The organism is Pseudoxanthomonas yeongjuensis (genome assembly GCF_010093345.1).
GTDB lineage: Bacteria > Pseudomonadota > Gammaproteobacteria > Xanthomonadales > Xanthomonadaceae > Pseudoxanthomonas_A > Pseudoxanthomonas_A yeongjuensis.
This window is the reverse complement of sequence record NZ_PDWT01000001.1, coordinates 518369-541885: the sequence shown is the minus strand read 5'-3', so window position 1 is coordinate 541885 and position 23517 is coordinate 518369. Positions and strand designations below refer to the sequence as shown.

Here is a 23517-nt window from a genome sequence, read left to right as displayed (position 1 = left end):
GGATCACTGGATGAAATTCACCGACATCTTCATCAGGAAGCCGGTGCTGGCGATCGTCGTCAGCCTGTTCATCCTGCTGTTCGGGCTGCGCGCGTTCACCGAATTGAACGTGCGCCAGTACCCGGAGCTGCGCAACGCGGTGGTGAACATCAGCACCACCTATTTCGGCGCCGACGCGGACCTGATCCAGGGCTTCATCACTACCCCGCTCGAGCGCGAGATCGCCAGCGCCGAAGGCATCGAGTACATGAGCTCGACCAGCTCGGCCGGCGTCAGCACGATCCAGGCCTATATCCGCCTGGACCAGGACCCGAACGAGGCCTTGACCCAGATCGCGGCCAAGGTCAACAAGATGCGCGGCCAGTTGCCTCCGGAGTCGGAAGACCCGGTGATCGACCTGCAGCAGGGCCAGCAGATCGCGGCGATGTACGTGTCCTTCGCCAGCGAGTCGCTGGACAACAACCAGATCACCGACTACCTGACCCGCGTGATCCAGCCCAAGCTGGTCACCATCCCCGGCGTGCAGCGCGCCGACATCCTCGGCGCGGGCACGTTCGCCATGCGCGTCTGGTTGAAGCCCGACCGCATGACCGCGTTGAAGGTCACCGCCAGCGACGTCTCCGATGCGCTGCAGTCGAACAACGTGCTGTCGGCGGTGGGCTCGACCAAAGGCGAGATGGTCGCGATCGACATGACCGCGCGCACCGATCTGCGCGATGCCGGGGAATTCAGGAAACTGGTCATCCGCGAAGAGAACGGCGCCATCGTCCGCCTCGGCGACGTGGCCGACGTCGCGCTGGGCTCGGAGAACTACGGCACCTCGGTGCGCATCAACGGCGAAGCGGCGACCTTCATGGGCATCTTCGTCGCCCCGGATGCGAACTCGCTCGACGTGATCAAGGACGTGCGCAAGCTGTGGGACGGCGAAATCGTCCCGCAGCTTCCGCAGGGCATCAAGGCCAGCATTCCCTACGACAGCACCGAATCGATCCAGGACGCCATCAACGAAGTGGTGAGCACGATCATCGAGGCGGTGATCATCGTGATCGTGGTGATCTTCCTGTTCCTGGGTTCGTTCCGCAGCGTGCTGATCCCGGCGGTGACCGTTCCGCTGTCGCTGATCGGCGCCCTGTTCCTGATGTTGCTGATGGGTTTCACCATCAACCTGCTGACGTTGCTGGCGATGGTCCTGGCGATCGGGATAGTAGTGGACGACGCGATCATCGTGCTGGAGAACATCCATCGCCACATCGAGGAAGGCATGTCGCCGTTCGATGCGTCGATCCGCGGCGCGCGCGAGCTGGCGTGGCCGGTGGTGGCGATGACCACCACCCTGATCGCGGTGTACCTGCCGATCGGCTTCCAGGGTGGGCTGACCGGCGTGCTGTTCACCGAGTTCGCCTTCACCCTGGCCGGCGCGGTGCTGCTGTCCGGCATCATCGCCCTGACCCTGACCCCGATGATGTGCGCGACGATCCTCAAGCCGCACACCGAAGGCGGCAAGGGCAAGCTCGAGGCCTGGCTGGACGACCGCTTCGAATGGTTGCGCCATGGTTACCAGCGCCGGCTCCATGGAACCCTGGACACCAAGGCGGTAGTCGCGGCGTTCGGCCTGATCGCGCTGGTTTCCTGCGCTTTCCTGTACATGGGCGCGCCCAAGGAGCCGGCACCGCTGGAAGACGAGGGATTCATCTTCTCCATCGGCCAGGCGGATCCCACCGCCACCCTGGACTACGTCGAGCGCTACACCGAGGAAATCACCGAAATCGCCAAGGGCGTGCCCGAGGTGCAGGACTACTTCCTGTTCAACGGCGGCTTCGGCGGCAGCGGCGGCGGCGCCAGTCCCAGCGCGATGGCCGGCTTCGTGCTCAAGCCCTGGAGCGAGCGCGACAAGTCGACCAAGGCGGTGCTCGAACAGGAACTGCAGCCGAAGATCAGCCAGGTCACCGGCTTGAACGTGTTCGCCCTGGTCCCGCCCTCGCTGCCCAGCGCGGGCGGCGACGGCGGCGGCGAGTTCATCATCGGCGGCGTGGGCGAACTGAGCCAGTTGAGCGAACTTGCCGATGCGATCCTGCAGAAGGCCATGGCCAGCAAGCGTTTCATCTTCCTGGACAAGGACCTGAAGATCGACAAACCGCGCATCGAGGTGCAGATCGACCGCGACAAGGCGGCGAGCCTGGGCATCGACATGCGCACGCTGGCGGCGGACATGTCGGCGATGCTTTCCGGCGGTTACACCAACCGCTTCGCGATGCAGAACCGTTCCTACCTGGTCATCCCGCAGGTGCAACGCAGCGACCGCCTCAACGCCAGCGCGCTGGAAAACTATTACACCCGCACGCGCGATGGCGAGTTGATCCCGCTGTCGACCGTGGTCACGCTGAAGGAAACCGCGCAACCGCAATCGCTCAAGCGTTTCCAGCAGCTCAACGCGGTCTCGATCACCTTCGCGCCGCGTCCCGGCGTGACCAAGGGCCAGGCGCTGGAAATCCTCGATCAGGCGGCGAAGGAAGTGCTGCCGCAGGGGTACAGCGTCGACTACTCCGGCGAGTCGCGCCAGTTCAAGCAGGAAGGCTCGGCGATGCTGCTGACCCTGGCGCTGGCGCTGATCGTGATCTTCCTGGTCCTGTCGGCGCAGTTCGAGAGTTTCCGCGATGCGCTGATCATGCTGCTGACCGTGCCGATGGCGATCTGCGGAGCGTTGTTGGCGCTCAATGTGCTGGGCATCCTCTCCGGGATCCTGCAGTTCGCCGGTATCGAAGCCTTCCCGGGAATGAGCATCAACATCTACACCCAGGTCGGACTGGTGACGCTGGTCGGCGTGATCTCCAAGCACGGCATCCTGATCGTGGAGTTCGCCAACAAGCTGCAGCAGGAGCAGGGCCTGGGCAAGCGCGAAGCGATCGAGGAAGCCACCGCCATCCGCTTGCGGCCGGTGCTGATGACCACCGCCGCGCTGGTGTTCGCGATGATTCCGTTGTTGATCGCCAGCGGCCCGGGCGCGGCATCGCGCTTCTCGATGGGCGTGGTCATCGCCTCGGGCATGACCATCGGTACCGCCTTCACCCTGTTCGTGCTGCCGGCCTTCTACCTGTACCTGGCGCGCGACCATAACCAGGGGCGCGAGCGCAGCCAGGAAGACGGCGACACGGCTGCCGGGCAAACGGTACAACCCGCGCACTGAAGGCCGGATCCCGGCGAGGACGCGTCTCCTCGCCGGGCTTGTCGCGGTCTGGCGCCATGAGTTCCGGCACTCCGGTGCCGGGCGGCGCGCGTGCTAGGGTCCGCTCACTTCCAATGGAGCCTGACCGATGCCACGGAACCTTCCGTTGATCCTCGCCCTCGCCTGCCTGGCGGCATGCAGACCCGAACCCGCCGCGGACCCGGCCGCGACACCAGCCAGTGCCGCGGACTCCGCATCCGCGCAACGCATCGAAGCCGACGTCCGCTACCTTGCCGACGACAAGCTCGAAGGGCGCGATACCGGCACCCGCGGCTACGACCTCGCAGCCGGGTACGTCGCTCGCCGCTATGCCGAACTGGGCCTCAAGCCGGCCGGCGACGACGGCACCTACTTCCAGCGCGTGCCGCTGTTGAAGGCGCTGCGCCAGGAACAAGGCGCGCAACTGGTCGTCGAGCGCGATGGGACGAAGCAATCGCTCGCGTTCCGCGAGGAATTCCTGCCTGGCCTCAATTACAACGCGCCGACCCATGCGCTGACCGCGCCGGCGGTGTTCGTCGGCCAGGGCGTGCATGCGCCGGACCTCGGCCAGGACGATTTCGCCGGAGTCGACGTGCGCGGCAAGATCGCGGTGCTGTTCCCGGGCGCGCCGGTACGCTTCGACAACGATCGCCGCGCCTTCTATTCCTCCGGCACGCAGAAACTGCGAACGCTGGCCGAACGCGGCGCGGTCGGTGCCGTGTTCGTGAACACGCCGGAATACGAGCAGCGCGGCCCCTGGAGCAACGCGGCGGCGAAATGGAACATGCCCGGGATGCGCCTGCGCGCCGCCGATGGCAGCGGCATCGATACTTTCCCGCAGCTCAAGGCCACCGCCTCGGTCAGCGCGGCGGCGGCCAGCCGCCTCTTCGCCGGCAGCGCCCAGACCGCGGACACGCTGTTCAAGGCCAATACGGCCGGACAGCTGAAACCCTTCGACCTGCCGGGCACGCTGACCCTGGCTGGCAGCACCCGGATCGAACCCGCCGAATCGCGCAACGTGGTCGCCCGGCTCGATGGCAGCGACGCGGTCCTTGGCCGCGAATTCATCGCCTACACCGCGCATCTGGATCACATCGGCGTGGGCGCCGCGGTCAACGGCGACAGCATCTACAACGGCGCGATGGACAATGCCCTGGGCGTCTCGATCATGCTCGAAGCGGCAAGGCAACTGAGCGCCACCACGGCCAAGCCGAAACGCTCGCTGTTGTTCATCGCCCTGACCGGCGAGGAAAAGGGTTTGCTGGGCGCGGAATGGTTCGCCTCGCATCCGACCGTGCCCAGGACCGATCTTGTGGCCAACATCAACATGGACATGCCGGTGTTGCTGGCGCCGAGCAAGGACGTGGTGCCGATCGGCCTGGAGCATTCGACGCTGAAGACCGCACTGGATACGGCGGCGAAGGAGATCGGCGTCGGCTTGTCGGCCGATCCGTTCCCGGAAGAAGTGGTGTTCGTGCGCAGCGACCAGTACGCCTTCGTGCGTGCCGGTGTGCCTGCGGTCTATCTGGATGGCGGCGTCGAACCTGCAATCGCGGGCGGCGCGAGCCCGAAAGATGCCATGGACAGGTTCCTGCGCAACTGTTACCACCAGCCTTGCGACGACGCATCGCAGCCCATCCAGTACCAGGACGCGGCGCGGCTTGCACGCTTGAATGCACGGATCGGCGCGTTGATCGGCGACGCTCCTGAAAGACCGAAGTGGAACAAGGGCGATTTCTTCGGCGACCGTTTCGCGCCTGCCGGAAAGGCCGACTGACTTTCCCCATTAGAAAAGCAGAGATCGGCTCCGCCGTAGGAGCGTCCATGGGCGCGAGCTTTTGGTTTTTGGGACTGCATCACGGAGAGCTCGCGCCCATGGGCGCTCCTACGGGAAACCCATGGGAAAGGCCCGGAAACCCGGGCCTTCCGTTGCGGAGGCCAATAGCCGGGACTAACCTGCCTTGCGGCTGGCGATCCACTGGTCCACGCGACGCTCCAGCAGGGTCAGCGGCAGTGCGCCGCCGCCCAGCACGGCGTCGTGGAAGCCCTTGATGTCGAACCTGTCGCCCAGTTCCGTCTCCGCTTTCCTGCGCAGTTCCTGGATGCGGATCATGCCGACTTTGTAGGCCGTGGCCTGGCCCGGCATGATCAGGTAGCGCTGCACTTCCGACTTGATGGCGGTCAGCGGCACCGCGCTGTTGGCATCGAAATACTCCACCGCCTGCTGCTCGGTCCAGCCTTTGGCATGCAGGCCGGTGTCCACCACCAGGCGGATCGCGCGCCACATTTCCGAACTCAACCGGCCGAACTCCGAATACGGGTCCTGGTAGGTGTTGGGCATCTCCTTGGCCAGCCATTCCGCATACAGGCCCCAGCCTTCCGCATACGCGGTGAAGTTGGCCTGGGTGCGGAACTTCGGCACACCGGTCAGTTCCTGCGCGATCGAGATCTGCATGTGATGGCCGGGCAGGCCTTCGTGGTAGGCGATGACCTCCAGCTCCGGCTTCGGCATCGACTTCATGTCGGATAAATGCACGTAATACACGCCCGGGCGCGAACCGTCGGGCGTGCCGGGGAAGTAATGCTGTGCCGCGCCGTCCTGTTCGCGGAACGCTTCCACGCGCTTCACTTCCAGGTCCGCCTTCGGCAGCAGGCCGAAGTAGTTGGGCAGCTCTTTCTTGATGTTGGCGATGTCCTTCGTCGCCGCGTCGAGGTAGGCCTTGCGGCCCGCATCCGTGTCGGGGAAGTTGAACTGCGGATCGCTGTCGATGAAAGCGAAGAAGGCGTCCAGGTCGCCCTTGAAGCCCACCTTGTCCTTCAATGCGGTCATCTCGCCCTTGATCCGCTCCACTTCCTTCAGGCCCAGCGCGTGGATTTCCTCGGCGGTCATGTCGGTGGTGGTCATCTGGCGCAGCTGGTACTCGTAGTACGCCTTGCCGTTGGGATGGGTGCTGCCCACGCCGGTGGCGTTCACCGCGGCCTTTGGCAGGTCTTCCTCGCACCAGGCGATGATGCGTTCGTAGGCGGGCTTGAACTGCTCCAGCAGCGCCTTGCGCGCCTCTTCCTTCAAAGCGGCCGCGCGCGCGGCATCGATCTTGCCGTTCTTCACCAGCGCATCGGCCTTGGCCTGCGCATCGGCCCAGATCGCCGAATCCTTGCCCGACGAGAAGGGAGCGCCGGCAATGACCTTGCGCGACTGATCGATGACGCCTTCGTAGGCGAACTTCGGCGGCCGGATGCCCTGCCCGGCCGATTTGCGGGCGCGTTCCAGCAACTGGTCGAACGCGCGGGCGCTGGCCTTCAGGCGTGCGATATAAGCCGTGTAATCCGATTCTTCGTCCACCTTGTGGAAACTGATCAGCACGGTCGGCAGGAGGCTCTGCGCGCCGTTCATCTGATCGAAGGCATAGCCATCGGCCAGGAACGGAACGCCATCGCGCGCGTTTTCGTACTGCAGCTTCCACAGGTCGTAGGAGAACTTGCCTTCGTCGCCGAGCTTGGCGTAATCGAAGGTCTTCTCCATTTCCTCGACGCTGGCCTTCTGCCAGGCCACCTGGTCCAGCGCGGCTTTTTCCGACAGGTCGTCGAGTTGGTCGTACAGATCCTTGCGGCCCTGGAAAGTCAGTTGCAGCGGGCTGAACTGCAGCTGCTCCTCGTATTTCTTCTCGAACCACTGGTTGAGGCGTCCGGTCTCGGCCTTGATGTCGGCCTGCGAGACCGTGGCGGCGGGGGTTGAAGCCGCACCGGCTTCGGGCGAAGCGGCACGGTCGCAGGCGGTCAAGGCCAGCGCGAGGGCACAGACAAGCAGGGTTTTACGCATCGGGTTCTCCTGTTGGGATACGGGAGACAGACTCCCGCATCGAAAGACTCTAGCGGACCCGACGCCAGCCCGTCCCATTACTAAAGATAGGTACGCGCCGTCAGCGCCGTGACCGGGCGCCCACTCCGGCAATCCAGCAGAAAGGAAACGGGCGCCACCCTGGGACAGGGGCGCCCGTCAGGTACACAGGCGGCTCAGCGCAGCCCGGTCTCGTTGCGTGCGATGACCAGGCGCTGGATCTCGCTGGTGCCTTCGTAGATCTCGGTGATCTTGGCGTCGCGGAAGTAGCGTTCCAGCGGCATTTCCTTGGAATAGCCCATGCCGCCGTGGATCTGCACCGCCTGGTGGGTGATCCACATCGCCGCTTCGGACGCGGTGAGCTTGGCCATCGCCGCCTCGTTGCTGAAACGCTTGCCCTGGCCTTTCACCCACGCCGCGCGCAGGGTCAGCAGCAGGGCCGCGTCGAGCTTGCACTTCATGTCGGCGATCTTGGCCTGGGTCATCTGGAAGGTGCCGATGGCCGCGCCGAAGGCCTTGCGTTCCTTCACATAGGCCAGCGTCGCTTCATAGGCCGCACGGGCCAGGCCTACGGCCTGCGAAGCGATGCCGATGCGGCCCGCATCCAGCACGCCCATGGCGATCTTGAAGCCTTCGCCCTCCGCACCCAGCACGTCTTCGGCGGCGACCACGTAATCCTGGAATTCGATCTCGCAGGTGGCCGAAGCGCGGATGCCCAGTTTCGGCTCGGTCTTGCCGCGGTGGAAGCCGGGCTTGGCGGTGTCGACCAGGAAGGCGGTGACGCCTCGCGCACCCTTGTCCGGCTCGCTCATCGCGAACAGCACGATGTATTTGGCCACGGGACCTGAAGTGATCCAGCTCTTCTTGCCGTTGATCACGAAGCTGCCGTCGGCCTGCTTGCTGGCGCGGCACTTCATCGCCGTGGCGTCGGAACCCGATTGCGGTTCGGTCAGGGCGAAGGCGCCGATCTCGCGTCCTTCGGCGATCGCGCGCACATACTTCTGTTTCTGCGCTTCGGTACCGTTCAACAGGATGCCGTTGCAGAACAGCGAATTGTTGACCGACATGATCGTGGAATGGGCCGCATCGCCGGCGGCGATCTCGACCATGGCCAGCACGTAGGCGATCGGGTCCATGCCGGATCCACCATATTCGGTGGGGACCTCTATGCCCATCAGGCCGTTCTCGCCCAGCAGGCGGATGTTCTCCAGCGGGAACTCGCCGACCCGGTCGAAGTGCTCGGCGCTGGGCGCGATCTTCTCCTGGGCGATGCGCCGCGCCACGTCCTGGAGCATCAACTGTTCTTCGGTGAATCCGAAATCCACGGGCAACCCCTTGCATTAGTTCTGATCGGCCCATTGTACCGATGCACCATGCGCGGGCGTACGCGGCTTGACCCATGGCCGACGCGGGCGGACAATATCTTTATATCGCGATAGGAAGATATTATGGATCTGGAAGCCTGGTCGACCCGGCTCAAGGTGTTCGCCGACGCCACTCGCGTGCGCCTGCTGGTGCTGCTGGCCGGCGAGGAACTGACCGTGGCCGAACTCTCGGCCATCACCCAGTTGGCCCAACCGCGCGTGTCCACCCACCTGGCCAAGCTCAAGGAGGCCGGTCTGGTCCGCGACCGTCGCGCCGGGGTTTCGGCCTACTACCGTTTCGACGAGGGCAACCTGGATGCGACCCAGCGCGAGCTCTGGCGCAGCCTGCGCGAAGGCAGCGACGATCCGCTGCTGCGCCAGGACGCCGAGCGCGTGCCTTCGGTGCTGGCCTTGCGTGCCACCGAGCAGAACTGGGCCGACACCGTCGCCGGCGACATGGAACGCCACTATTCCCCCGGGCGCACCTGGGAGGCGATGGCGCGCACCGCGCTGCCCTTGCTGGAAACCGGCGACGTGCTCGACATCGCCTCCGGCGACGGCGTGCTGGCCGAACTGCTGTCGCCGCACGCCAAGCGCTATGTCTGCGTGGATACCAGCGCGCGCGTGGTCGCGGCGGCCGGCGAGCGTCTGCGCCGCTTCCCCAACGTGGAAGTGCGCGAGGGCGACATGCATGCCCTGCCCTTCAAGGACAACAGCTTCGACCTGGTCGTGCTGATGCATGCGCTCACCTATTCGTCCAAGCCCGCCCAGGCCGTCGCCGAAGCCGCGCGGGTCATGCGTCGCGGCGGGCGCCTGTTGCTGAGCAGCCTGGCCAGGCACGAACACGAGGCGGCGGTGCAGGCCTACGGCCACCTCAACCTGGGTTTCAGCGACAGGGAACTGCGCAAGTTCGCAGAGAAAGCCGGGCTGCAGGTTTCCAACCTGGGCACCGTCACCCGCGAACGCCGCCCCCCGCATTTCGAAGTGATCTCGCTCATTGGAGTAAAACCATGAATCGACTGCCCTGGTTGAATCCCGCACGCGTGCAGGCGCTGCAGAAGGCGCTTTCCGAACGCATCCTGATCATCGACGGCGCCATGGGCACGATGATCCAGCGCCACCGGCTGGAGGAGGCGGACTATCGCGGCGAACGTTTCGTCGACGGCTACGACAGCGTGCACGCTCCTGAAAAGCACTCGCACGACGGACAGTGCGGCCACGACTTGAAGGGCAACAACGACCTGCTGCTGCTGAGCAAGCCGGAAGTGATCGCCGGCGTGCATACCGGATACCTGGAAGCCGGCGCCGACCTGGTCGAGACCAATACCTTCAACGCCACCTCGGTCAGCCAGGCCGATTACCACCTGCAGCATCTGGTCTATGAATTGAACAAAGAAGGCGCACGCGTCGCCCGCGCCTGCTGCGATGCCGTGGAAGCCCGGACGCCGGACAAACCGCGTTTCGTGATCGGCGTGCTCGGCCCCACCAGCCGTACCGCCTCGATCAGCCCGGACGTGAACGATCCCGGCTCCCGCAACACCAGTTTCGACGAACTGCGCGGCACTTATCGCGAAGCCATCGAAGGGCTGATCGATGGCGGCGCCGACACGCTCATGGTCGAAACCATCTTCGACACCCTCAATGCCAAGGCCGCGCTGTATGCGATCGAGGAAGTGTTCGACGCGCGCGGCGGACGCTTGCCGGTGATGATCTCCGGCACCATCACCGACGCTTCCGGGCGCACTCTGTCCGGGCAGACCGCGGAAGCTTTCTACGCTTCGGTCTCGCACGGCAGGCCGTTGTCGATCGGACTGAATTGCGCGCTGGGCGCGAAGGACCTGCGCGAGCACGTGGAAACGCTCGCCAACATCGCCGACAGCTATATCAGCGCGCACCCGAACGCCGGCCTGCCCAATGCTTTCGGCGAATACGACGAGACTCCCGAGGAAATGGCCGCGACCCTGAAGGAATTCGCGCAGTCCGGCCTGCTCAACCTGGTCGGCGGTTGCTGCGGCACCACGCCCGCGCACATCAAGGCGATCGCCGAAGCGGTCGAGGGAATCGCTCCGCGAACACTCGCACGTCATGCGCAGGCGGCTTGAGTCTTTTTTTAGACACGGATCAAATCGGATGAAAGCGGATAAGGGCTTTTATATGGTTTGTTTCTTATCCGTGTTTATCCGATTTGATCCGCGTCAAAAACCGCTTTCCCGATAGACAGAAATGAGAATAGGCGCAAGCGCATGACCCGATATACCCGTCTTTCCGGCCTGGAACCGCTGGTCATCACTCCCGACCTGCTGTTCATCAACATCGGCGAGCGCACCAACGTCACCGGCAGCGCCCAGTTCAAGAAGCTGATCAAGGAAGACCGTTACGAGGAAGCGGTCGAAGTGGCGCGCCAGCAGGTCGCCAACGGCGCGCAGATCCTCGACGTGAACATGGACGAAGGCCTGATCGATTCCGAAAAGGCGATGGTCCGCTTCCTCAACCTGATCATGTCCGAACCCGACATCGCCCGCATCCCGGTGATGGTCGATTCTTCCAAGTGGAGCGTCATCGAGGCCGGCCTGAAATGCCTGCAGGGCAAGAGCGTGGTCAATTCGATCTCGATGAAGGAAGGCGAGGAAGCCTTCATCGAACAGGCCCGCAAGGTACTGCGCTACGGCGCGGCCGCCGTGGTCATGGCCTTCGACGAGGTGGGTCAGGCCGACACCTGCGAGCGCAAGGTCGCGATCTGCACCCGCGCCTACAAGATCCTCACCGAGGAAGTCGGATTCCCGCCCGAGGACATCATCTTCGACCCCAACATCTTCGCCATCGCCACCGGCATGGAGGAGCACAACAACTACGCGGTCGATTTCATCGAAGCCACGCGGATCATCCGCAAGACGCTGCCGCATTGCCATATCTCCGGCGGCGTCTCCAACGTGTCGTTCTCGTTCCGCGGCAACGAGGTCGTGCGCCAGGCGATCCACTCGGTCTTCCTGTACCACGCGATCAAGGCCGGCATGGATATGGGCATCGTCAACGCCGGCGCCATGCCGATCTACGACGATCTGGATCCCGAATTGCGCGAGCACGTCGAGGACGTGATCCTCAACCGCCGCGCGGATGCGACCGAACGTCTGCTCACGCTGGCCGACCGCTACAAGGGCAAGAAGGGCCAGTCGCAGGCCGAGGACCTGGCCTGGCGCGAAAAGCCGGTGCAGGCGCGGCTCAGTCATGCCCTGGTCCATGGTATCGACCAATACGTCGAAGGCGACACCGAGGAAGCGCGCCAGTTGTCCACGCGTGGCCTGGACGTGATCGAAGGCCCGCTGATGGATGGCATGAACGTGGTCGGCGACCTGTTCGGCGCCGGCAAGATGTTCCTGCCGCAGGTGGTCAAGTCGGCGCGGGTGATGAAGAAGGCGGTAGCCTACCTGTTGCCTTTCATCGAAGCCGAGAAGCTGGTGACCGGCGATGCCGGCAAGTCCAACGGCAAGATCGTGATGGCCACGGTCAAGGGCGACGTCCACGACATCGGCAAGAACATCGTCGGCGTGGTCCTGGCCTGCAACAACTTCGACGTGGTCGACCTGGGAGTGATGGTCCCGGCGCAGAAGATCCTCGATGCGGCGATCGCCGAGAAGGCGGACATCATCGGCGTTTCCGGGCTGATCACGCCCTCGCTGGAAGAAATGGGCCATGTCGCCCGCGAAATGCAGCGGCAAGGCTTCACCATTCCGCTGATGATCGGCGGCGCCACCACCTCGCGCGCGCACACCGCGCTGAAGATCGACCCGTTCTACAAATCGCCGACGATCTGGGTGAAGGACGCCTCGCGCGCGGTCGGCGTGGCCCAGTCGCTGATTTCCCGGGACCTGCGCACCAGCTTCGTCGCCGCCAACGAGGCCGACTATGCCGAGATCCGCGAGCGCCACCGCAACCGCGGCGACGCCAAGCGGCTGGTCTCGCTGGAAAAGGCGCGCGGACAGAAATTCGACGGCGACTGGGACAACTACACGCCGCCAACGCCGATCAAACCGGGGATCAGCGTCTTCGACGACTATCCACTGCAGGACCTGGTCGAGATCATCGACTGGACGCCGTTCTTCCAGGCGTGGGAACTGGCGGGGAAGTTCCCGGCCATCCTCACCGACGAGGTCGTCGGCAAGACCGCCAGCGAGCTGTATCGCGACGCGCGGGCGATGCTGGAGAAGATCGTCAACGAGAAGTGGTTGACCGCCAAGGCCGTGTTCGGACTGTGGCCGGCGAACAGCGTCGGCGACGACGTGCTGGTCGATACCGCAGGAGCGACGTCGGTCGCGACTGACGTCGCTCCTACCCAAACTTTGCACTTCTTGCGCCAGCAGGTCGACAAACCGGTCGAGCGCCCCGACTTCTGCCTTGCCGATTTCATCGCACCGAAGGAATCGGGCAAGCAGGACTGGATCGGCGCGTTCGCGGTCACCGCCGGCCTCGGCATCGAGCCGCATCTCGCACGCTTCCTCGCCGACCATGACGACTACAACTCGATCCTGCTCAAGGCGCTCGCCGACCGCCTGGCCGAAGCGTTGGCCGAGCACCTGCACCGGCGCGTGCGCAAGGAGTTCTGGGGCTACCAGCCCGACGAAACGCTGGGCAACGAGGACCTGATCGCGGAAAAGTATGTCGGTATCCGCCCCGCCCCGGGGTATCCAGCGTGTCCGGAACATAGCGAGAAGCGCAAGCTGTTCGACATGCTGGACGCAACCGCCAACGCCGGCATGACCCTGACCGAAAGCTTCGCCATGCTGCCGACCGCGGCGGTCTCCGGCTACTACTTCAGCCACCCGCGCAGCCAGTATTTCGTGGTCGGCCGGGTCTCCAAGGAACAAGCCGCGGATTACGCCAAACGCAAGGGCGTCGACCTGGGGCAGGCGGAAAGATGGTTGGCTTCCAACCTGGACTACGATCCCGAATGACTCACCGTCTGCACGGATGCACCTGGGCGCGCTGCAGCGCGCCCGTCGTCCCGGCGCCCGCTCACATCGCGGCGCGGCTCGCCTCCAATCCCGATTACGATCCGGGATAATACGCACCAGTTCCTGGGAACTACCGCACATGGAAGTCATCGCCGATCCTGCGACCTCCGCCAACGCCGCCTTCATCCGTAAGCATGCCGCGCCCGGCCGGATCGGTTTATGCGGCGGACGCGACTGGATCAACAAAGCCATCCGCAAGGCGCAGGCGCCGCTGACCGGCGATGGACATCGCAGTCTTTGGTCGCACGCTTTCCTCTTCAGCGGGCAGCGCATCGACGGGCATTGGTGGGTACTGGAATCCGACCTGGACCTGCGTTACCGGCAGATCCGCCTGGGCGTACAGGAAAACCGCGCCGACCGTTACTTCGACGACGATCTGTTCCCCAACCTGGCGATCCTGGATTTCGGCCTCGACGCCGAACGGACGCGACAGGTGCAGGTCGCCGGCCTGGACCTGCTGTCGGGACTGTCCAGCTATTCGCTCAGCGAACTGGTCGGCACCCTGTTCGCCATGCACAGCACCCGCCTGCGCAAGCGCGACAACCTGCTGGCCAAGGAAGGCGCGTTGTACTGTTCGGCCATGGTCCAGTATTGCTACGCGGCCGCCGGCGTGGAATTCATCCCCGGCGTGCACGGCAAGAACATCGCCCCGCAGGACATCTACGACTCGGTGCTGCCGCATGCAACCCACTCGTTGATCCGCGATCTCGGCATCTCCAGCCTGCGCCGTTTCGCCCACGGCGCCGGGGAGCTGCTCAACACGCCGGTCGAAGATCTGTTCTGAATACATGAACCCTCCGTCCTCCATCGTTACGCCGGTGCCGATGCTGCGACTGGCGGGGTTCTACTTCGCCTACTACGCCGCACTGGGCGCGTTCACTCCGTATTGGAGCCTCTACCTGCAGTCGCAAGGCATGGGCGTGGCGGCGATCAGCGTGCTGATGAGCCTGTGGTACGCCACGCGCGTCCTCGCGCCGAGCACCTGGACCATGCTGGCGGCACGTTCGCCCCGGCCGATCCGCTGGCTGCATGTCGGTTGCTGGCTGACCCTGGCCAGCTTTACCGGTTTCCTGCTGCCATGGAAGTTCGCAGGGCTGTTTGCCGTGATGTGCGCGTTCTGCTTCTTCTACAACGCGGTGATGCCGCAGTTCGAATCGATCACCCAATCGCACCTGCACGGCCGCAGCGACCGTTACGGTCTGATCAGGGTCTGGGGCTCGATCGGTTTCATCGTCGTGGTCGCCCTGTTCGGCGTATTGATCGACCGCCTGGGCGCGACGATGCTGCCCTGGCTGATGCTGCCGTTGTTCGCCGGCTTGCTGGTGTCGTCCTATTGCAACGGCTATGCGGCGCCACCGGCCATGGCCATGCATGGCGACGAGACCGGCTTTCGCCAGCGTCTCCGTCGTCCTGAAACACGCGCGTTCTTCATTGCGGCGTTCCTGGTGCAGGTGTCGTTCGGCCCCTACTACACCTTCTTCTCGATCTACCTGGGCGAGCATGGCTATACGCCCAGCGTGCAGGGGTTATTGTGGAGCATCGGCGTGCTGGTGGAGATCGGCCTGCTGTTCCTGTCGCAACGCATCTTCCGCCGCTGGGGCGCACGGCGGCTGCTGGTGTTCTCGCTGGGCATCACGACGGTGCGCTGGTGGGTGACGGCCGCATGGCCGGATTCACTGCCGGTGATGGTGCTGGCGCAAACCACCCACGCCTTCAGCTTCGCCGCGTTCTTCGCCGCGGCCATGCTGCTGCTGGCCGAGTACTTCCCTGGCCGCCACAACGGTCACGGCCAAGGGGTGTTCTATGGCCTTTCCTCGGGCGTCGGTGGGGTGATCGGTGCCCTGCTCGCGGGCCAGCTCTGGCGCATCGGCGGCCAGGCTGCGTTCGTGGCCTCCGGTTTCATCGCCCTGGCCGCGTTCGCGATCGCCTGGTATTGGCTGCTCAGGCGTCGACCGGGCGTAGGAGCGACGTAAGTCGCGAATGGTCGTGCACGCTTTTTTCATTCGCGACTTACGTCGCTCCTACGCGCGCGCTATCGCTTACCAGACCAAGTCGTCGGGCACCTGGTATTGCGGATCGGCGTAGGGGTCGTCTTCAGCAGGTGCGTCCGGATTGACCTTCAACGCAACGCATGCAGGGAAGATGCTTTCCGCCTCGGCCAGCAACGCGGCGGTCACCAGCAGGTAACGCCCGTTCTGCTGGACCACGCCCAACTCACCGGCATTGAGCGCCTTCAACTGTTCCGCATTGACGTGGATGCGCTTGATCTTGCCGCCGTAAGGGAAATGCCGGGCGATCTCCGCATTCGCATCGTTCAGCGATTGTCCTTTCAGCAATTCCTCGACCCGCGCCTTGGCTTCGCGACGCACGCGCGCCTCTTCCTGCTTCAGGCGCTCGGCTTCGATGCGCTCGTCCTTTTCCTTCTGCGCGCGGATCGCATAGGCCTTGGCCAGGTCCATTTCCTCGCGTGAGCGTGCGGGCCTGGACTGCGGCGGACGCGACCCGGGATTCGGCTTGCCGCCTGCCGGCCTTGCAGCCGGCTTTCCGGCTGGTTTTCCTGCCTGTTTGCCTGCGTGGTTCGGATCGGGTCGGCGCTCCGGCCTGCGTTCGGGTTTGCGCTCGGGCTTGGGGGCGGGCTTGAAGCCAAGCCCCAGGAGTTGGTCGCGTAGGGAATCGGTCATGATCGTGTGCGGGAATGGATGCGCTTGCCCGATGCGTGGCGACCGGGCGGTGGCAGCGTATCAATAATGCGGCGGCGGCGGTTCGTCCGCGGCATCGGCGTACAACTCGGTGCGGACCTTGCGCAGGTCGGACAGCATGTTGCGCATCAGTTCGGAAGTGCGGTTGCCTTCGGCGCGTGCGTCGGCCAGCGCCTCGCTCAACTCGCCCAGGGCATGCTCCTGGAATGCCAGCCGCGTCTCCAGTTCGACCAGGCGCTGCTCCAGCGCCTGGTCCAGCGGATTCGGATCATTCGGCACGCAACGATCTCCCGCGGCCGATGCCGTAGTACGCCAGGCCCGCCGCTTCGACTTCGACCGGCTCGTAGAGGTTGCGGCCGTCGAACACGACCGCATCGGCCAGGGTAGTCTTGAGACGGGCGAAATCGGGGCTGCGGAACTGCTTCCATTCGGTCACCACGACCAGCGCGTCCGCGCCTTCCAGCGCCGCGGACGCAGAATCGCAGAGCAGCAGGTCATCGCGTTCGCCGAAGATGCGCTTCGCTTCATGCGAGGCTTCGGGATCGTAGGCACGCACCCTGGCGCCTGCTTCCCACAACTGCGCCAGCAGGGTCCGACTGGAGGCCGCGCGCATATCGTCGGTATTGGGCTTGAACGACAGACCCCATACCGCGAAGGTCTTGCCGCGCACGCCTTCGTCCTCGCCACGGTCGTAATGGCGCTGGATCAGCTCGAACAGATGGCCCTTCTGCGACTCGTTGACCTCCTCGACCGCATTGAGCAGGCGCGCATCGTAACCGTGCTGCTGCGCGGTGTGGGCCAGCGCCTGCACGTCCTTGGGAAAGCAGGAACCGCCGTAGCCGGCGCCGGGATAGATGAAGTGCCAGCCGATGCGCGGGTCGGAACCGATGCCGTGGCGGACATGTTCGATGTCGGCGCCGACGCGCTCGGCGATGTTGGCGATCTCGTTCATGAAGCTGATCTTGGTCGCCAGCATCGCATTGGCCGCGTACTTGGTCAGTTCGGCCGAACGCACATCCATCACCACCATGCGGTCATGGTTGCGGTTGAACGGCGCGTACAGCCGCTTCATCCGTTCGACGACCGGAGCGCTGTCGGCGCCGATCACGATGCGGTCCGGGCGCATGCAATCGTTGACCGCGTCGCCCTCCTTCAGGAACTCGGGGTTGGAAACCACATCGAACGGCACTTCCATCCCGCGCGCCTGGAGTTCGGCGGCGATCGCGGCGTGGACCTTGTCGGCGGTGCCCACCGGCACGGTGGACTTGTCCACGACCACGGTAGGCCGGGTGATGTGGCGGCCGATGGTCCTGGCCACCGTCAGCACGTATTGCAGGTCGGCGCTGCCGTCTTCGTCGGGCGGCGTGCCCACGGCGATGAACACCACTTCTCCATGCGCGATCGCCTGCGCGGCATCGGTAGTGAAATCGAGGCGGCCCGAGGCATGGTTGTGCTTGACCATGGGCTCGAGGCCCGGCTCATAGATCGGGATCACGCCCTGCTTGAGGCCCTCGACCTTGGCCGCATCAATGTCCACGCAGACCACGTCGTGGCCCACTTCCGCCAGGCATGTGCCTGTGACCAGGCCGACGTAGCCGGTTCCGAAAATCGCTACCCGCATTGTTTGCTTCCCTGAGAACTTGAAAGGATTACTGGAGGATGCCCATCAACTCCACGTCGAAGGTGAGCGTGGAATCCGGGCCGATGCCCTGGGTGCCGGCAGGGCCATAGCCCAGGCTGGACGGAATCCAGAAGCGATACTTGGCGCCTACCGGCATCAGGGAGACGCCTTCGGACCAGCCCGGGATCACCTGGTTCAGGCCGAACTCGGCCGGTTCGCCGCGCTGGTAGGAACTGTCGAACACCGTGCCATTGAGCAGCTTGCCTTCATAGTTGACGCGAACCCGGCTGGCCGGCGTAGGGCGCGCGCCGTTGCCCTGGCGCAGCACCATGTACTGCAAGCCCGAAGGCGTGGTGATCACGCCTTTCTGCGACTTGTTGGCACTGAGGAACGCTGCGCCCTCGGCGCGGTTCTTCCCAGCCGCTTCGCCCTGCTTCCTGGTCATGTAGGCCTGCATCGTGGCCATCGCATCCTGCTCGCTCAGCAACGACTGTCCCTTTGCAAAGGAAGTACGCAAGGCCTGCATGAAAACGGCCAGATCGATCTCGTCCTTCAATGGCGCCAGCGACGGCCCCACCGCGCGATCGCCCAGCATCATGCCGACCTTGTCCTTGGCCACGGCCGGCGGCTGCGAGCCCGGCGGCATACCGGGCACGGCCTGGCCTTGCCTGGCGGCGATGCTCAAGCGCAACGCCTGGTCGGTCGCCTTGGCTTCCTCTTCGGACTGCAGCGGCTTGCCGCCGTCGAAAGCATTCTTCACCGCGCGCTCGAACACGCCCAGGTCGACGAACTCGGCCACCGGCTCGAACGACTTGCCCACGTCCATGCCGATCGCATAGCTGACTTTTTCCTTCTCCGTCGTCAGCACTGTCTTGTCTCCCTTCTCCAGCGTCTGCGCCGCAAGATTGCCCCCCATCATCGCCAAGGTCGCCGCCACCAATGCGGCTACGCCGCGCATCGTCCGCTTCATCACCAATTCCTCGGATAAGAAAAAACAGCGCCGGTAAAACGGCGCAACCCGGATATTGTCGCACGCACGGCAAGGCGGACGCCTGCAGTCGCCTGACTGGGGTCGCGGCCTTCGGTTCGTGTTCGCCCCGCTACCGGTGCTGCGGCGTCGGGCCTGCTTCGCCGGCCGTCTTCGCCGGACCTGCATCAGGCAGCGCGGTAACCGCAGCATTGACAAAGGCTCCACGAACGCACGAAACCAGACCCCACCAATCAGCGTGGGGCACTCCTTAATCCACGGTTGTCCGCTGGAGTCCTGCTTTATTCATAAGCAATGATTCGAGGCGCTCCGCCGGCACGATCGAATTCCGTGCGAATGCTTTCGCAGCAGCGGTATCGCGGCGTGCAAGTGTGCGGGTGGCGAGATGACCACCAGGATTGCCTGCTGCCACAGGTTTCTTCTATTCGAGTCTCGCTCTCACGCCCCATCCAACCGCTTTACCATCGTCAATCCGTGAAATCGGCCATGTCCGCGCCATGGATTTTCTATAAATTCAAATAAAATCAATGACTTGATTTCAATAATGAACGTTTCGTGCGGGTAGCCCCGGCATATGCCGTTAGTTGGGTAACAAAACTGGTTTGCCTACTTGACTGCCTCTGCTTTGGTGTTATAGTTCAATACAACACCACCTACCCAGCGCAGCGGGGGATCCCATGAACCACAAACTGTTCACCACACTGTCAGGCCTTTTCATCAGCAGCGCCTTGCTGGTCGTCGGCTTGATGGCGTTCGGGCAGGCGACTCGCCTGCCCGACGCCGTCGATGACGGCCTGCTGGTCGAGACCATCGAAACCGGTGCCCTCCAGGCCACCGAGGAAGCGGTGGCGCCGAGGGAACCCAAGCATCGCCGCAACCGCGCCCCGCTTTCCATGCCCTATTTTTCCTTCGCCCAATCACTGCGTCCGGGGAGCTGAATCATGATGACCCTGACCTCGATCCAGTGGAGCGATGGCGCTCCCATCTACCGCCAGCTGAAGGATCGCGTGATCGCGATGATGCTGGACGGCGTACTCAAGCCGGGCGACGCGCTGCCCTCGGTCCGCCAGGTGGCGGCCGAGTACCAGCTGAACCCGATCACCGTCTCGCGCGCCTACCAGGAACTGGCGGACGAGGCACTCGTCGAAAAACGCAGAGGACTGGGGATGTTTGTGACCGACGAAGCCGCAAAGAAATTGCTCACCAGCGAGCGCGAGCGCTTCCTGCACGATGAATGGCCGGCCGTCGCCGAACGCATCCAGCGCCTGGGACTTTCCGCCGAAGAACTGCTGCGCCAAGGGGGTGCAAAGTGAATGCCGTCGCAAACAACGTGGTCTCGGCGCGCAACCTGCGCAAGGCCTACCGCAACAAGCTGGCCCTCAACGACACCAGCTTCGAGATCGAGGCCGGCAGGATCATCGGCCTGATCGGTCCCAACGGCGCCGGCAAGACCACCGCGCTGAAGGCGATCCTGGGGCTGATTCCCTTCGACGGCGACCTCAAGGTCCTCGGTATGGACCCGCGCAAGCAGCGCGACGAGTTGATGAACGAGGTCTGCTTCATCGCCGACGTGGCGGTGCTGCCGCGCTGGATCAAGGTCAAGGAAGCCATCGATTTCGTCGACGGCATCCATCCGCGCTTCGACCGGGCCAAGTGCGAACGCTTCATCGCCAACACCCAGCTCAACCCCAACCTGCGCGTGCGCGAAATGTCCAAGGGCATGATCGTGCAGCTGCACCTGGCGCTGGTGATGGCCATCGACGCCAGGCTGCTGGTGCTGGACGAGCCGACCCTGGGCCTGGACATCCTCTACCGCAAGCAGTTCTACCAGCGCCTGCTGGAGGATTACTTCGACGAACAGAAGACCATCATCATCACCACCCACCAGGTCGAGGAGATCGAGAACATCCTCACCGACGTGATGTTCATCCGCGACGGCAGGATCGTGCTGACCGCGGCCATGGATGAAGTGGCGGACCGCTATACCGAAGTGCTTGCGTCGGCCGACAACACCGACGCGGCCCGCGCGCTCAAGCCGATCGACGAACGCGCCCTGCCCTTCGGCAAGACCGTGATGCTGTTCGACGGCGTACCCAGGAGCCAGCTGGCGACCCTGGGCGAAACCCGCAACCCCGGCCTGGCCGACCTGTTCGTGGCCATCATGAAAGGAACCTACGCATGAACGCCGTCACCACCCACAACCACAAGACCAATACCTTCAAGTGGCTGCTGAAGCGCGAATTCTGGGAGAACCGCGGTGGTTTCCTGTGGGCGCCGCTGATCACCGGCACCATCGTCAGCTTCCTCACGGCGGTGATGGCGGTGATCGGCCTGATTCAGGTCAAACGCCACGGCGAGGGAATGCAGTTCAACATCGGCGGCGACATGGCCGAACACGCACGCCAGATCGGCGGCATTGGAGATACCGCGTTATTGATCGGCATCAGCCTGACCATCCTGGTGCTTGCGTTCGTGGTGTTTTTCTACGCGCTGGGATGCCTGTACGACGATCGTCGCGATCGCAGCGTGCTGTTCTGGAAATCATTGCCGGCGTCCGACCTGCAGATCGTGCTGTCGAAGGCGACCTGGGCATTGCTGCTGGCACCCATCGTGTCCATCGTCGCCGGCGTGCTGATCGGCGTGGTGCTCTGGATCATCGCTGGCGCCAGCCTGGCCGCTGCCGGCGTGCCGAATGCATCGGCCGTCTTCACCCATGCCCATCCCTTCAGTGTGATCGGCAACCAGCTGACCATGATTCCGGTCTATCTGCTCTGGGCGCTGCCTGCGGTCGGCTGGCTGATGTTGTGCTCGGCCTGGGCACGCAGCAAGCCGTTCCTGTGGGCAGTGCTGCTGCCGATACTGGCCTGCGTGATGGTGAGCATGGCAGGCGTCCTGCCCGGCGTGGGTATCAATTACGGCGCGGTCTGGTACACCCTGGTCTATCGCGGCTTGTTGAGCGTCGTACCCGGCGCCTGGTTCCCTGCCAGTAGTGCATTCGAAGCGAACATGCAGAATGCCGGAAACAGCGACATCCAGGGGCCGGCCGACCTGATGCGCCTGATGAACGTCAGCAACCTGGACGTGCTGGGCACACCGGATTTGTGGATCGGCGCAGCCATCGGCATAGCCTTCATCGCGATCTCCATCTACCTGCGTCGCTGGCGCGAACTGGCCGACTGATCGTCACTCCTCACAACCCGATAGAGATCGCGCCATGAACGCAAGCAAGCCCGTTGCCATAGCCCTCCTCGCCCTCTTGCTGCCGCTGGGTGCGCAAGCCGCCGGATCCGCACCATCGGAGACCCGCTCGGAAATCAAACGCGAAATGGCCGATGCCCGCCAGGAAGTCCGCACCGAAATGGCCAAGGCACGCGCCGAACTGGGCAGCGACAACCTGTCCCTCGACCAAGGCCTGCATTTCGGCAAAGACGGAAAGAGGAAATCCGCCGGCAAGGATTCCCTGCCGGCGGCGCAGATCACTCCGAAGGGCGATTTTCTCGTCGATGGCAAGGCAGTAGCGATCAACCCGCAGCAACGCCAGCAGCTGCTCGACTATCGCGGACAGGTCATCGAACTGGCCAGAGTCGGCATCGATGGAGGCGAGCTCGCCGCCATGGCCGCCCTCGACGCGACCGATGTCTCATTGTTCAGCCTCATCGTCGGCGGCCTCAGCGGCAGCCTCGAACGCCGCGTGGAAGCATCAGTGAAGCAGCATGTCGAACCGCTGGTCCGGCAGATCTGCCAGCGCTTGCCGCAGGTGCTGGAATCGCAGCAACAATTGGCCACCAGCCTGCCCCAGTTCCAGCCCTACGCCACCCTCGAACGCGGCGACATCGACGAATGCGAGCGCGATCTCCGCAACGAATTCGCCACGCGCTGAGCCTGCGCCCAACCGTGGCCGGACTGGATCCAGTGCGGCCCTCGTTCCAGCCTTAATGCCATCGGTTCCAACGGAGCATCCATGCGCAAGTCGCTTCTTCCCCTGCTGTTCCTGCTGCCCACCGCAGCCTTCGCCGCCTCGCCGGAATGCCGGCATTCGCAAGCGCGCGACCTGCAGCTCGACCTGGTCGGGGTCAAGACGGTGGTCTTCGATGTCGAATCCCACGATCTGACGATCCAGGCCAGCGCCAATGCCAGGTCGGACCTGAAGGGACAGGCCTGCGCCTCGGACGCCAAGCTGCTGGAGCAGTTGCAGCTGACCCAGCGGAAATCCGGCGACAAGCTGTACGTGAGCCTGCACCGGGAAGGCAGGTCCAGCGGTCTTTTCTTCGGCAACAATTACGCCTACCTCAAGCTTGCCGGGACCCTGCCCGACAACGTCACCGTGCAGCTGAAAGTCGGTTCCGGCGATGCCAGCGTCAGCGGCGCCTCTATCGTCAGCGCCGACGTCGGTTCGGGCGATGCGAAAGCCAGCAACACGCGCGGCCTGGTCGCGGCCAAGGTCGGCTCCGGCGATATCGAAATCGACGGCGCAGGCTCGCTGCAGGTGATCTCGGTGGGTTCCGGCGATCTGGTCGCGAAGAAGATCCGTGGGCCGGTGAAGGTCGGAAGCATAAGCTCCGGGGACTTCAGCCTGGATGGCGCCGCGGGCGATGTGGAAATAGGCTCGATCGGTTCCGGCGATGCCGAAGTCCGGGATGTGTCCGGCGACCTGAGCGTGGATTCCGTGGGCTCCGGCGATATCGAGGCCTCCGGCATCCGCGGGGATTTCACCCTGCGCAAGAAAGGCAGCGGTTCTGCCAGCCACAGAGACGTCGGCGGGCGCGTCAGCGTGCCCAACGACGATTGACCCCCCG

The 23517-nt window shown here is 64.2% G+C and carries 19 protein-coding genes; 13 read left to right on the top strand and 6 right to left on the bottom strand.

Annotation, left to right across the window (positions count from 1 at the left end; genetic code table 11):
* Positions 1-10: 10 nt before the first annotated feature.
* Both CSC74_RS02495 and CSC74_RS02490 read left to right on the top strand, forming a co-directional pair.
* Positions 11-3184, top strand: a complete 3174-nt coding sequence (locus CSC74_RS02495; protein WP_162312831.1) for an efflux RND transporter permease subunit — start codon at positions 11-13, stop codon at positions 3182-3184.
* A gap of 127 nt (positions 3185-3311) precedes the next feature.
* Positions 3312-4979 (top strand): M28 family peptidase, encoded by a 1668-nt coding sequence (locus CSC74_RS02490; protein ID WP_162312830.1) that lies wholly within the window; start codon positions 3312-3314, stop codon positions 4977-4979.
* A 174-nt stretch (positions 4980-5153) separates the two neighbouring features.
* Here CSC74_RS02490 and CSC74_RS02485 read toward each other — a convergent pair whose 3' ends face one another.
* A complete protein-coding gene (locus CSC74_RS02485; RefSeq protein WP_162312829.1) occupies positions 5154-7022 on the bottom strand; it encodes a DUF885 domain-containing protein in 1869 nt (622 codons plus the stop codon).
* 194 nt (positions 7023-7216) lie between these two features.
* Complete coding sequence (locus CSC74_RS02480) at positions 7217-8365, bottom strand: acyl-CoA dehydrogenase family protein (protein ID WP_162312828.1); 1149 nt, start codon at positions 8363-8365, stop codon at positions 7217-7219.
* 123 nt (positions 8366-8488) lie between these two features.
* On the opposite strand from CSC74_RS02480, the gene CSC74_RS02475 reads away from it, so the two are divergent.
* The 5 genes from CSC74_RS02475 to CSC74_RS02455 all read left to right on the top strand — a co-directional run bounded on the left by CSC74_RS02475 (position 8489) and on the right by CSC74_RS02455 (position 15386).
* Positions 8489-9418 carry an ArsR/SmtB family transcription factor gene (locus CSC74_RS02475; protein WP_162312827.1) on the top strand — a complete coding sequence of 310 codons (930 nt, stop codon included), beginning with the start codon at positions 8489-8491 and terminating at the stop codon, positions 9416-9418.
* Positions 9415-10506: a homocysteine S-methyltransferase family protein gene (locus tag CSC74_RS02470; protein ID WP_162312826.1), complete on the top strand. Its 1092-nt coding sequence runs from the start codon at positions 9415-9417 to the stop codon at positions 10504-10506. Before CSC74_RS02475 ends, CSC74_RS02470 begins: the two co-directional genes overlap by 4 nt.
* 111 nt (positions 10507-10617) lie before the next feature.
* Entirely contained in the window at positions 10618-13353 is a 2736-nt protein-coding gene (gene metH / locus CSC74_RS02465; RefSeq protein ID WP_281349721.1) for a methionine synthase, read from the top strand.
* A gap of 139 nt (positions 13354-13492) precedes the next feature.
* Positions 13493-14197 (top strand): hypothetical protein, encoded by a 705-nt coding sequence (locus CSC74_RS02460; protein ID WP_162312824.1) that lies wholly within the window; start codon positions 13493-13495, stop codon positions 14195-14197.
* A gap of 4 nt (positions 14198-14201) precedes the next feature.
* Entirely contained in the window at positions 14202-15386 is a 1185-nt protein-coding gene (locus CSC74_RS02455; RefSeq protein ID WP_162312823.1) for an MFS transporter, read from the top strand.
* Positions 15387-15452: 66 nt separating this feature from the next.
* Here the strand turns inward: CSC74_RS02455 and CSC74_RS02450 are convergent, their stop codons facing one another.
* Genes CSC74_RS02450 through CSC74_RS02435 form a run of 4 tightly spaced genes read right to left on the bottom strand, consistent with a single transcriptional unit; the run spans position 15453 to position 18703 of the window.
* On the bottom strand, positions 15453-16094 hold the full coding sequence (locus CSC74_RS02450) for a DUF2058 domain-containing protein (protein WP_162312822.1): 642 nt from the start codon (positions 16092-16094) through the stop codon (positions 15453-15455).
* A gap of 60 nt (positions 16095-16154) precedes the next feature.
* On the bottom strand, positions 16155-16391 hold the full coding sequence (locus CSC74_RS02445; RefSeq protein WP_246192918.1) for a SlyX family protein: 237 nt from the start codon (positions 16389-16391) through the stop codon (positions 16155-16157).
* Positions 16381-17733 carry a UDP-glucose dehydrogenase family protein gene (locus CSC74_RS02440; RefSeq protein WP_162312820.1) on the bottom strand — a complete coding sequence of 451 codons (1353 nt, stop codon included), beginning with the start codon at positions 17731-17733 and terminating at the stop codon, positions 16381-16383. Before CSC74_RS02440 ends, CSC74_RS02445 begins: the two co-directional genes overlap by 11 nt.
* Before the next feature lie 28 nt (positions 17734-17761).
* Complete coding sequence (locus CSC74_RS02435) at positions 17762-18703, bottom strand: FKBP-type peptidyl-prolyl cis-trans isomerase N-terminal domain-containing protein (protein WP_162312819.1); 942 nt, start codon at positions 18701-18703, stop codon at positions 17762-17764.
* A 695-nt stretch (positions 18704-19398) separates the two neighbouring features.
* Here CSC74_RS02435 and CSC74_RS02430 point away from each other — a divergent pair.
* The 6 genes from CSC74_RS02430 to CSC74_RS02405 all read left to right on the top strand — a co-directional run bounded on the left by CSC74_RS02430 (position 19399) and on the right by CSC74_RS02405 (position 23510).
* Positions 19399-19659 carry a hypothetical protein gene (locus CSC74_RS02430; RefSeq protein ID WP_162312391.1) on the top strand — a complete coding sequence of 87 codons (261 nt, stop codon included), beginning with the start codon at positions 19399-19401 and terminating at the stop codon, positions 19657-19659.
* Positions 19660-19671: 12 nt separating this feature from the next.
* Positions 19672-20034 carry a GntR family transcriptional regulator gene (locus tag CSC74_RS02425; protein WP_162313692.1) on the top strand — a complete coding sequence of 121 codons (363 nt, stop codon included), beginning with the start codon at positions 19672-19674 and terminating at the stop codon, positions 20032-20034.
* Positions 20031-20903, top strand: a complete 873-nt coding sequence (locus tag CSC74_RS02420) for an ABC transporter ATP-binding protein (RefSeq protein WP_162312818.1) — start codon at positions 20031-20033, stop codon at positions 20901-20903. Before CSC74_RS02425 ends, CSC74_RS02420 begins: the two co-directional genes overlap by 4 nt.
* Positions 20900-21901 carry an ABC transporter permease gene (locus CSC74_RS02415; protein WP_162312817.1) on the top strand — a complete coding sequence of 334 codons (1002 nt, stop codon included), beginning with the start codon at positions 20900-20902 and terminating at the stop codon, positions 21899-21901. The genes CSC74_RS02420 and CSC74_RS02415 overlap by 4 nt, the downstream gene beginning before the upstream one ends.
* 145 nt (positions 21902-22046) lie before the next feature.
* Positions 22047-22601, top strand: coding sequence for a YggN family protein (locus CSC74_RS02410; protein ID WP_162312816.1), 555 nt, complete (start codon positions 22047-22049; stop codon positions 22599-22601).
* 81 nt (positions 22602-22682) lie between these two features.
* Positions 22683-23510, top strand: coding sequence for a DUF4097 family beta strand repeat-containing protein (locus CSC74_RS02405; RefSeq protein WP_162312815.1), 828 nt, complete (start codon positions 22683-22685; stop codon positions 23508-23510).
* Positions 23511-23517 lie beyond the last annotated feature (7 nt).

Excerpts from the sequence above, each read along its gene's own strand:
- CSC74_RS02405 (WP_162312815.1), top strand. The coding sequence starts at position 22,683 with ATGCGCAAGTCGCTTCTTCCCCTGCTGTTCCTGCTGCCCACCGCAGCC.
- CSC74_RS02410 (WP_162312816.1), top strand. The coding sequence starts at position 22,047 with ATGGCCGATGCCCGCCAGGAAGTCCGCACCGAAATGGCCAAGGCACGC.
- CSC74_RS02475 (WP_162312827.1), top strand. The coding sequence starts at position 8,489 with ATGGATCTGGAAGCCTGGTCGACCCGGCTCAAGGTGTTCGCCGACGCC.
- CSC74_RS02490 (WP_162312830.1), top strand. The coding sequence starts at position 3,312 with ATGCCACGGAACCTTCCGTTGATCCTCGCCCTCGCCTGCCTGGCGGCA.
- CSC74_RS02460 (WP_162312824.1), top strand. The coding sequence starts at position 13,493 with ATGGAAGTCATCGCCGATCCTGCGACCTCCGCCAACGCCGCCTTCATC.
- CSC74_RS02440 (WP_162312820.1), bottom strand. The coding sequence starts at position 17,733 with ATGCGGGTAGCGATTTTCGGAACCGGCTACGTCGGCCTGGTCACAGGC.
- CSC74_RS02455 (WP_162312823.1), top strand. The coding sequence starts at position 14,202 with ATGAACCCTCCGTCCTCCATCGTTACGCCGGTGCCGATGCTGCGACTG.
- CSC74_RS02415 (WP_162312817.1), top strand. The coding sequence starts at position 20,900 with ATGAACGCCGTCACCACCCACAACCACAAGACCAATACCTTCAAGTGG.
- CSC74_RS02495 (WP_162312831.1), top strand. The coding sequence starts at position 11 with ATGAAATTCACCGACATCTTCATCAGGAAGCCGGTGCTGGCGATCGTC.
- CSC74_RS02435 (WP_162312819.1), bottom strand. The coding sequence starts at position 18,703 with ATGAAGCGGACGATGCGCGGCGTAGCCGCATTGGTGGCGGCGACCTTG.
- CSC74_RS02450 (WP_162312822.1), bottom strand. The coding sequence starts at position 16,094 with ATGACCGATTCCCTACGCGACCAACTCCTGGGGCTTGGCTTCAAGCCC.
- CSC74_RS02430 (WP_162312391.1), top strand. The coding sequence starts at position 19,399 with ATGAACCACAAACTGTTCACCACACTGTCAGGCCTTTTCATCAGCAGC.
- CSC74_RS02470 (WP_162312826.1), top strand. The coding sequence starts at position 9,415 with ATGAATCGACTGCCCTGGTTGAATCCCGCACGCGTGCAGGCGCTGCAG.
- CSC74_RS02485 (WP_162312829.1), bottom strand. The coding sequence starts at position 7,022 with ATGCGTAAAACCCTGCTTGTCTGTGCCCTCGCGCTGGCCTTGACCGCC.